At 40.5% G+C, this 10,077-nt stretch carries 10 protein-coding genes; all 10 read right to left on the reverse strand.

Translation table 11 applies throughout. The features are described 5' to 3' along the window. Complete coding sequence (locus tag B494_RS0104700; RefSeq protein WP_017471218.1) at positions 1–1,929, reverse strand: serine/threonine-protein kinase; 1,929 nt, start codon at positions 1,927–1,929, stop codon at positions 1–3. A gap of 17 nt (positions 1,930–1,946) precedes the next feature. Next, complete coding sequence (locus B494_RS0104705) at positions 1,947–2,705, reverse strand: PP2C family protein-serine/threonine phosphatase (RefSeq protein WP_017471219.1); 759 nt, start codon at positions 2,703–2,705, stop codon at positions 1,947–1,949. A gap of 332 nt (positions 2,706–3,037) precedes the next feature. Further along, complete coding sequence (locus B494_RS0104710) at positions 3,038–3,952, reverse strand: PP2C family protein-serine/threonine phosphatase (protein ID WP_017471220.1); 915 nt, start codon at positions 3,950–3,952, stop codon at positions 3,038–3,040. A gap of 6 nt (positions 3,953–3,958) precedes the next feature. Continuing rightward, positions 3,959–5,479 (reverse strand): DUF6382 domain-containing protein, encoded by a 1,521-nt coding sequence (locus tag B494_RS0104715; RefSeq protein WP_017471221.1) that lies wholly within the window; start codon positions 5,477–5,479, stop codon positions 3,959–3,961. A gap of 32 nt (positions 5,480–5,511) precedes the next feature. Then, complete coding sequence (locus B494_RS0104720; protein WP_017471222.1) at positions 5,512–6,027, reverse strand: A24 family peptidase; 516 nt, start codon at positions 6,025–6,027, stop codon at positions 5,512–5,514. A gap of 21 nt (positions 6,028–6,048) precedes the next feature. After that, on the reverse strand, positions 6,049–6,642 hold the full coding sequence (locus B494_RS0104725) for a TadE/TadG family type IV pilus assembly protein (RefSeq protein WP_017471223.1): 594 nt from the start codon (positions 6,640–6,642) through the stop codon (positions 6,049–6,051). Positions 6,643–6,776: 134 nt separating this feature from the next. Continuing rightward, a complete protein-coding gene (locus tag B494_RS0104730; protein ID WP_017471224.1) occupies positions 6,777–7,400 on the reverse strand; it encodes a DUF4352 domain-containing protein in 624 nt (207 codons plus the stop codon). Positions 7,401–7,426: 26 nt separating this feature from the next. After that, entirely contained in the window at positions 7,427–7,696 is a 270-nt protein-coding gene (locus B494_RS0104735) for a hypothetical protein (RefSeq protein ID WP_017471225.1), read from the reverse strand. A 30-nt stretch (positions 7,697–7,726) separates the two neighbouring features. After that, a complete protein-coding gene (locus B494_RS0104740; protein WP_017471226.1) occupies positions 7,727–9,064 on the reverse strand; it encodes an outer membrane protein assembly factor BamB family protein in 1,338 nt (445 codons plus the stop codon). Between the two features lie 466 nt (positions 9,065–9,530). Further along, the coding region (locus tag B494_RS18965; protein ID WP_017471227.1) for a DUF4352 domain-containing protein at positions 9,531–10,077 on the reverse strand (547 nt) is incomplete at its 5' end.

Here is a 10,077-nt window from a genome sequence, read left to right on the forward strand (position 1 = left end):
CTATAGTGCGGATAGATTTTCAAGTCGGCGTCTTAGGCGGTGCAGGCTCTCATGATCATCTGCGTCATCTTGTTGACTTGCTTGTTCATATAACTCACGTGCGCGCTGGTAACGACGATCTGCTTCATCACGTTCTTGTTCAAGATCAATCAGTAAGTTAGCTAAGCGCACATAGCCATCAATCCAGTTTGGCTGTTCGGCAATGATTTGTTCAAATTGGGCAAGCGCCTGTTGATCCCACCCCATTTCTTGATAGATAGAACCGATCGTTAATTGGACCGTTCTCTCATCTGCAACGCCATCTTCAAGTAAGCGACTGTAATAATCAATCGCCTGTTCAAAATCTTCAGTCACACCTAACTCGATTCCTCTACTGTAATGGGCTTGTGCTAAATTACGCGTGAATAGATACTGATATTGAAGTGTCAACGTGTCATCATTTAAAATCGTTAGCAATTCATTTGCCTTTTCTAGAATAGCTATCGCTTGTGAATTGGCATCATCAATCTGGGCTTTATACGACAAGTAAATATTGGCAAGCGCCTGGTAGTTGTCGATTTTCCTCTGATCGTTAGGGAGTTGATCAGTGTAATGCTCCAATGCTAATAGTTCCTCTGAAAAAGCTTGATAATCCATATTCAAATTACTCAGCGATGTTGCCAATGTTTTATAATAAACCACATCTGGTAATGCTTGCTCGTCAATTTGACGAAAATAATACAAAGCCCGGTTATAGTCACGTTTGTGATCAAAATAAGTCATACCGACTTTAAATAACACATCATCATGACGGTCAATCCGCCCATAACCTTGATTAATGTATTGCTCCAACTTATCTAACCCACTATCAACATCGCCACGATTAATATAAATATCTAAAATATGAATGTACGCCTCTGGTCTGCGGTTGTCTTGTTCAATGGCATCTTCCATGAGTTGAATGGCTCGGGCATCATTACCATCAATCAACGCATTCCTCGCTTGATTAATGTGTTCAACATAATCCTCAAATTGCTCTTGACGAATCCCCTGATAACCAAGGATCGTTGTCGTCGAAAAGATAAAAAATAGCACAAATGGAATAGCGAATGCTACTAAGCGTTGATAGAGTCTTTTTTTATAACCTTGGGTTAATTTATCTATGTTTGCTAAATCATCAGACAGTTGTTCACACGATTGATAACGCTGATCCGGCTCCGTTTGGGTACATTTATGAATAATGTGCTCCAACCCCTCAGGTAATGACGGGTCCCACTGTCGAATCGGTTTAACTTCAAAGGGTGGTTCACTTAAACTTCTACCTGTAACGAGATGATATAAGGTCACCCCTAAGCTATAAATATCGGTTCGCGCATCCGTTTGCTGGCCAGACAACTGCTCTGGCGAGGCATAGCCTTTCGTCCCTAAGTTAACGGTATCAGTCGAATGTTCTACCTTATATTCACGTGCAATGCCGAAGTCAATTAACTTAACCTTGCCATTCGGTGTCAGCATAATATTATCTGGCTTCATGTCTCGATAAATAATTGGATGTGGCTGTTGACTGTGCAAATAGCCAAGTACATCACTAAGCTGGCGCGCCCACTTAATAACGTCTTTAGCGGGTACACGCCCATGTGAATCTAGTAATTGCTTTAGCGACTGGCCTTCGATATAATCCATCACGACATATATATCACCTTTGGATTCGATAATGTCATAGATTCTCGGCAAGGCACTATGTTCTAGTTTTTTTAACAAATTGGCTTCAACAACTAAACTATGAATGAGCAGCTGGTTGTCTCTACCTTCTCGTTTGCGAATATCTTTGACCACAAGTGATTTATTTAGGCGATTATCCATTGCCAAATAAACGACACTCATGCCGCCACGTCCAATTTCTTTTAAAATTTCGTAGCGCCCATCAACAATTGAACCGATTTCAAGCATAGGTTCGCCCCCCCTTGTTAGCTTTTTTTAATATAAATCGCCGATAGATCATCTGATTCACCACGTCTGACAACTCGGTCGGCAAGCTGGCCAAGTGCCTGTTCACCCATTTCACGCGTCGCCAACTCTTGATCGACCAAATACAATTGCAGTTCTTGATCGGTAAGATGGTGGTAAAAACCATCGGTACACAGTAAGAAGGCTTGACCGTCCGTTTGATTCATCGCTAATTCAATCTGTGCCTGCACACCAATGCACTGAAGCAGGACATGACGCTTCGGATGGGTTTGCGCTTGGTCTGGTGATAGTGAACCTCGAGCTACCTCTCGAGCGACTAACGTTTGATCCGCTGTCAGCTGATCAACCCTGCCATCCAAAAGATAAGCACGACTGTCGCCAACTTGAGCCACGTAGCATTGCGTATCTATAAATAGTAATGCTGTTAATGTTGTACCCAGTTGGACGTGATGGGTCTCGCCATACTGAACAATCTTGTCATTAAGCAGATGGATCTTCTGCGCAAAACTCTCCCAAATTCGATCTGGATTGGCATTATATTCGAGCAATTGGGGAAGTTGTTCGGAAAACCAGCTTGATAAACCTCGAATAACTGTAGCACTAGCTAATTCCCCTTTTTCTAACCCCCCCATACCATCACAGACAACGAACAACCCGATTTCTCCTCGGTTTGTTTTTGCGGTCTTAATTAATAGACCATCTTGATTGGTTGGTTTCTCTCGACCTTTTTCTATGTAATATGCAGATAGAAATGGCATGCTTTTTGCTCCTTTTATAACAAATAAACGTCCGTAAACATCGATCTCAGCACCGACAGCAAAGCTCCTCATTATAGACGGAGCTTAACGGCCGACTAATGTCCTAATTCACTCAACTACCTATCAGTGGGCACAGGGCTACAGGATGTAGTCATGCAGACGTGGGCCTACAGGATGTAGGTCATGCAGACGTTGCCACAGGACGTGGCGGTTTTAGTCTGTAATCCTTCTTACGGACGTGGCGGTTTTTGTCTGCGATCTTTCCCCTCGGTGATTGAAGGTTCGTTGTATACTCTTGATTAATCAGCTCACGGCAATGTCAGATTGATCTGCTAGCTTAAGAAAAAATTGATGATTCGCCGTTTCAGTCCGATTGGCTTCTCGATATAGTGAGGTTGAATCATGATCAATGTAATGTTATCAGTCGCCCCCATCTTACTCACCTGTTGGACGAGCTGATCTGTTCGCGTCTGAAACGCAGTACGCTGTTGTTTTAAATCTTGAATGGTCTTCAGCAACTGGTGCTCTGGGAAGATCGTATGAAAGCCGTCACTGCACAAGACAAAAAGATCATTTGCTTGATAAGTGCCTTGTCTAAAATATGGGGCAAGTTTCTCTTCAATCCCCACGCATTGCAACAAGACATGACGCTTCGGATGGGCCGATGCGGCACGCTTTGACAAATGCCCTTGACGCACTTGCTGACTGACCCAAGAGTGATCATCTGTTAGTTGGCTTAACGTTTGATGGGGTGCAAGTGATTCGGTTTCCGGGTCCGTTGGATAGAGTCGATCGGTTTGATTAAACTGATAAGGTCGGATTTTTTCCCAGTGATAAACACGACTGTCCCCAACATGGCCGACAAAATAGCGCCCTTTATACAAGGCTAGCAATGTTAATGTACTGCCAAGCTTTTTGTGATAATATGCCCCATAAGCGATCAGTTTTTGATTTAACGAGTTAAAAGCTTGTGGTAAAGCCTGTTCCAAGTAGATAAACGGGTGCGCCAACTGAAAAAGTGCTACGTGATGTTGGACAAACCATTGATTAAAATAGTCAATGATTGTCTGGCTAGCTAAGTCACCATACTGATAACCACCCATTCCATCTGCAACCAAAGCAAACACCATCTCATCACCCGTTGGGTCTTTGATTATCTGTAACAACATCCGATCTTCGTTTGTTTTTTTTACAGGTCCTTTGTCTGTCGACTGTCCGATTGACCATGTCTGATTTCTTTTTAGCATAATGGCTTAAACTTTCTGAAAGGTATAGTCTATCTTGCCAATGGTCACTTGATCACCATGACGAAGAGGATAGCTTTTATAGGCAACCATCTCATTCCCATTTTTCTTACTGCCGTTTTTTGAACCTAAATCTTTAATCGAATAGCCTTGATCGGTTTGATTAATCTCAAGATGGGTACGCGAGATACCAACAGAATCTTCCATGTAGTTAACACTAGCTGCGTTACGACCAATTAAAAACGGATCTTGACTTATTATAATTTTCTCTGTTTTGCCTTGTCGATTAACCATTAAGTAAGATAAATCCGAAGCCACATCTTCCTCTTCATTTAACAGCATTGTTGCGTTCGGCTGTGACAGCAAGGTCGTTTGGTTCTCTAGTTCTTGAAAATAACGAGCTGGATCAACGGCTGCTTCAGTTGCACCCATTTCTACTTGTGGTTGACTTGGTGGTTCAGCTATTGGCTGAGCTTTTTTTTCTTCTGGCCTTTGCTTAGCTACTGTCCGTTTAGCAACTGCCTTCTCTTGCTGATCAGCTTCATCGGTTTCCTCTATCTTTTTACCTTCATAAATAAAAATGAAGTAAACCGCAACAGCGACAATAATCAGTGATAAACTGGCACTAACATACAACATACTGGCATTAGCGATTTCAACATACACACGCCAGACAATCGCCAACGCGATAACCGCCAAGCATGCAATGATAATCGGGCTCGGTTTTTTCTTTTCACTCGATGTTGATGTTGGCGTTGTTTTTTGATTGGCCCCTTTATTAGGAGCTGGTGTGTCTTGTTTAGGCTGAATGACAGACTTCGGCTTTGGTTTCGGTGCTTCCTTAGGCTGTTGAGGTTTTTGCTGGACAGTTGGCGTTGGACGCAAAACTGGCTTTGGTGTCTGCACCGGATCAACTGTAGGCTGATTCCCTTGGCTATGCTCGGTTGTTTGTAGATGCTTTAACTTCGCCTTTAGTTCTTTAACATTAAAGTTCGGGCTTTGCAAATATTGCGTTAGTTGTTGAACGCCTTGACCTGTAAGCTCATCAACAAAACCGACCAAGTAAAACAGCAACGCACGCAATTCCTCTGCTAAAGTTGGCTTTTCTTCTAATTTGGCTAGCGGTAAATAGAGAAGTTCTATTGACTTGAAATCCTTGCCAATAAAAATGAAATCCTGATGAATGGCAAATTGATTTTCCGTTAACATATACTCCTCACTTGCTTCTAGCGCTAATGTAATTTGATACAGTAATTGATAGCAAGCCTGCATCGTGAGCTTGTCTTCCCTTAAACGGTGAGCAAGCATCTTTTTCCCTGTAATGTTGTAATACAACTTCACTTGAAAATCTATTTCTTCAATTTCAATCGGTAGAACCCGTTCAATTTCGTTGGCTTTCAACATATTAACTTGGATACGGACCAGGTCATCACTCGTAATCGGTGCCTGATCTGTGCCACGGATCATCATATAATGACCATTTTGTTGAACGAAATCATAATGTAATCGATAAAGCATTGTTTCAGTCATGAGCTATCCCGTCCTTTTCATTTGAAAATAAATTAGATATATAAAAATATTGTCGTGATTACACCCGGAAGAACGGCGTACATGAACGGGAATTTGACGACATCCTTCTTCATCCACGCTTGAAGATCTTGCTCTTTTTTTGTCCATTTTCCGACAAAAAACGCAACGATTATCGCAATCATCCGCTTAATAAATGGTGTTCGATACAGTAACAAAACGACAGCAATCAATCCAGCAAATAAAATCGAGTACATTAAACTGTACAACGCAAATTCCATACCCGTTAATGCCCCAATCGCACTGAATAACTTCACATCGCCAGCCCCAAGACCTTTTATAAAATAAAGCAACAGTAGTATTATGGTGCTGACAACTAACCCCAAACCTGAGAACAACACGCCATTGATAATGCCATTACGAATAATAAAATAGATAAGTCCAACGATAATACCTGTCCCCGTCAAACGATTGGGAATCTTCTGATAGCGCACATCGAAATAAAATGCAATAGCTATAAAAATGGATAATAAATAGACATTAAACACCATGTATCCTCGACCTCCTTTCTGCTAAGAACCTAACCATGCTCGTTCAACCGCTTTTTTACGCAAGACAAAGGTACGCTCAATAAACGGTATCGGTAAGTCTAACTCGTAAGTCGCGACAATCTCAACATATTTGCTATCTCCGTCAATAATAGGAAGAACTGCTGACTCTACCTCAACATTATCCGCTTCAATAATTTTCATTCTGTCTTCTTCTTCTAAATGACGCTGGACGACATAAGTCAATGCTGAGGCCTGTGCAGAGGAAATTACCCCGCCTGTTGAATCTTTTAGTAACTGTAGCCCTTCACTTCCAAGTGTCTCAACTAACTCTGCTTCAATATGCTGTTGATTATCCTCTAGATCTTTAATAATTTCTTGATATTGATCACCAACAAAACTGGTAACCTTTTCAGTGACCACCTTTACCGGATAAACCTGTGTTGCGATTTGTTTAGCCGTCTCTGAGGTTGCCCGATTTAGTGCAATGTCAGTTAACGCAAACCTCACCATATAAATAAGAAAAACAAGAAACAAAATAAAAATCGGCATAAACACAGCAGCCTCTAACGTCACACTCCCATCTTGCTTACGATACCACCTCATTAATTTGTGCAAAAAACCACTCCTTCCGCCAAACTCCCCTTAGATCATGATGACTAAGCTAAAGCTTTCCTCCAAGTTATTAAGAGAAACTTTGTTATCGATTCGTTTATCACAGATAACCGAACCGATCCCTTTCCACCACAACATTACTCACTGTCTATTTCATCTTCGTAGATTTTCCATTCCTGTACATTACTTGCTGATTCTAAAGCAGTAGAACCAAACGACAAGTCGTATTCTTCTTCAAAACCCAAGTCAAATAATATTTCGCCTTCGATCGATTCGCCAGGGGCTAACTCACCTTCAATATTATCAATCGAAACAAAATCTTTATATCTTCCTGTTCCACCTCCACGCATATTGTGTAGCCTTGCTTGTGAAATTGCATCGTCAGCATTCATCGGTTCATCACCAATATTGGTGATTATTGTATCGATGACAATAAATGTGTCACTATTTGGATTTACAATCGGGTCATCTTCCGTCATCTCCGCTACGTACCTTACCGAAGTCGGCGTCACTTCATAATCACCAAGAATTGTTTCCATCACACCCGTTTCACCTAAGCGTAAATATTCACCATCCGATCCCGCTTCAGTTGAATCTGAATCATTTTCCATATCCTCACTTGCACCTTGATCGTCATTGTCTTCTTGTTGCTCTGCTGCCTCATCAGTCGTTTCTTCATCTTGTTCACCCGACTGGTTGCCACATGCCACTACGACGATCAATACACTTAAACTTAAAAGTAAGACTACTAGTTTTTTCATCTATTTAAACCCTCTCTAATACACCACTATGATTTAACATTCACTGTTGCTGATGACTTATCATCATGAATCGTTTCATGTTTATAATCACTTTCGCCCTTCAAAATTTCTGCAAACAAATTATCTTCGTCATAAGTAACATCGAAACATAGAATCTCAGAAGCTACAGAATGAGACATGTATATAAATTTATCATGTTCTATAAATATATGTTTTTCTTCATCAAATTCTTCAACAACATTTAGATCTAGAAGAACATCATTTACATCAATTACTCTAAGGTCTAATTCAAGCACTTATCCTTCTTCCTCATTTTTTAAATTTAGTTACTTATTACCTATAATGATTAATTTAGATTCATCGATACCATCAACCGTTAGATACAATTCTTGATTAGGACCAATAACGACATCACCTGCACCAGAAAGTGGTAAATCAAGTGTCCATTTCCTTTCACCTGAACTGTCAAATGAGTATACCCTTGATTGACTTGCGAAATAAGAATCCCCATTCGAATCGACTACAATGCCTCCAAAACTTCTTTCAGCATCGGCTTGCCACACTTCATTACCATCCAAATCAAAAGCGTATAAATTAGGTAAGAAGAGACCAATAATTAAACCGTCTCCTGACAAAGCTAATCCGTTATAACCTGAAAAATAAGTTGTTTGATCTTCATCTTCATCGACTTCAACATCCCAAATTAAATCTCCGTCAGGACTGAAAGACATTAAGCGATCACCATGAGCAAAATAGAGACTACCATCGTCTGCTATTAATACATTAGATTGATCATTCCCCATCACTCGATCTAAACCTTCCTCCCACAAAACATCTCCATTTAAGTCAAGTGCCATGATGCCTGATCGGCTTTTGACAAATAAACGATCTTCAGAAATGGCAGGATTAGAAATATCAGGTTTGTCTTCGTCTCCATATTCCCATTTAACCGATCCATCTGGGTTAATCGCAATGATTTGACCATCATGCGTAAGGTAAGTTACACCTTCCGAGTCAATAACCTGTGGCCAGGGCTCATGATTGGCAAGATTACTTTCAAGTTCGTAGACAAAATCCATTTCTCCTGTTTCTTTATCTAAACCAGCAACTTTGCTATCTTCCAGCATACCGATTAACCGATTATTAGTATCTAATGAAGGCGAAAGAATCGCACTGTTTCCAGGAATTACATCGTATTCTTGGTGATAACGAGTTCGCTCCCAAAGGATTTCTCCCTCTCTGTTCATCGCATAATAGCCATCAATTTCTCCTTCATAAGATCCTGTTTCTTCATCACTTTCATTAACTTTGAAATAGAAGTTCCCATCAGCATCTACAATGGGTTCTGATTTTTCACTAAGACTATGAATGCGACCTGGCAATTCAAACGTTTGTTTTATTTCAGGTTCATCGACTCCTTCAAATCTCGATTGTCGAGTCCACCCTACTTGCGTGGGATGAATGGCGTTTTCATCATAACCACCTGTGGCAAAACCACCAATCCCCTCATTCACATCAAAAGTGCCAATATCTTCAGGTATACTTCCTAAGTCACCACCACTGTCATCTTTATATTCAGTTTTATTAACCGATTGATCATCACATGCTGCTAAAACTGTTAATATAGTTAAAACCAAACCTAAAACCTTTAAATTTTTATTCAATTTACTTCCACTCCTTTTTAATATAAAAAATAGGCGTTTCTTTCAAACGAAAACGTATTACCATCAATATTCTCCTCTAATACACCACTATGATTTAACATCTGGTTGATTTCAGGGACAAACAATTATGGCTCCAAACTGATTACTTCACCAGATACATACGTCATTTCTTCTACATTGGGACGAAACAATGGGGCGATTCGACGTCGTAAAAAGTTTAAGGATCCAAGTATAAGAAAAACTGACTGATTCGCTAAAAATAAGCGAATTCGTGTTTTTTTAATGTTAATTGAATACCTTTATCCTGCTCAACCACCTCGCCGATTCTCCTGAAACCCGCATCACTACCCAATTCGGAATTAATTCAAACGCAAGTCAGCAAACCAGGATATTCGATCCCTTTCCGATACAGCCTACCCTCTCCAGATGCATCGGAAAAGGATTGATATCCTTTTCCACCACGACATTACTCACTGTCTATTTCATCTTCATAGATTTTCCACTCTTGTACATTACTTGCTGATTCTAAAGCAGTAGAACCAAACGATAATTTATACTCTTCTTCAAAACCTAATTCAAATAACATTTCACCTTCGATTGATTCACCAGGTGCCAATTCGCCTTCGATGTTATCAATAGAGACAAAGTCAGTATATGGGGCTCTCCCACCTCCACGTACATTGTCCAGCCTTGCTTGTGAAACTGCATCGTCAGCATCCATTGGTTCATCACCAATATTGGTGATCGTTGTATCGATGATAATAAACGTATCACTGCCTGGAGTTATATAAGGATCATCTTCCGTCATCTCCGCTACGTACCTTACCGAGGTCGGAGTGACTTCATAATCACCCAGAATCGTTTCCATTACACCGGTTTCACCTAGACGTAAATACTCATCATCTGATCCCGCTTCAGTTGAATCTAAATCATCATCTTCTTCAACATCATTTTCTGTATCATCACTTAGACCTTGATCGTCATTGTCTTCTTGTTGCCCTGTTGGTTGATTA

It is taken from the genome of Amphibacillus jilinensis Y1 (genome assembly GCF_000306965.1).
Classification (GTDB): domain Bacteria; phylum Bacillota; class Bacilli; order Bacillales; family Amphibacillaceae; genus Amphibacillus_C; species Amphibacillus_C jilinensis.

What these genes read in the sequence shown, in the direction of transcription:
- B494_RS0104700 (WP_017471218.1), bottom strand. Translation starts at nt 1,929, where the DNA reads ATGCTTGAAATCGGTTCAATTGTTGATGGGCGCTACGAAATTTTAAAA.
- B494_RS0104705 (WP_017471219.1), bottom strand. Translation starts at nt 2,705, where the DNA reads ATGCCATTTCTATCTGCATATTACATAGAAAAAGGTCGAGAGAAACCA.
- B494_RS0104710 (WP_017471220.1), bottom strand. Translation starts at nt 3,952, where the DNA reads ATGCTAAAAAGAAATCAGACATGGTCAATCGGACAGTCGACAGACAAA.
- B494_RS0104715 (WP_017471221.1), bottom strand. Translation starts at nt 5,479, where the DNA reads ATGACTGAAACAATGCTTTATCGATTACATTATGATTTCGTTCAACAA.
- B494_RS0104720 (WP_017471222.1), bottom strand. Translation starts at nt 6,027, where the DNA reads ATGGTGTTTAATGTCTATTTATTATCCATTTTTATAGCTATTGCATTT.
- B494_RS0104730 (WP_017471224.1), bottom strand. Translation starts at nt 7,400, where the DNA reads ATGAAAAAACTAGTAGTCTTACTTTTAAGTTTAAGTGTATTGATCGTC.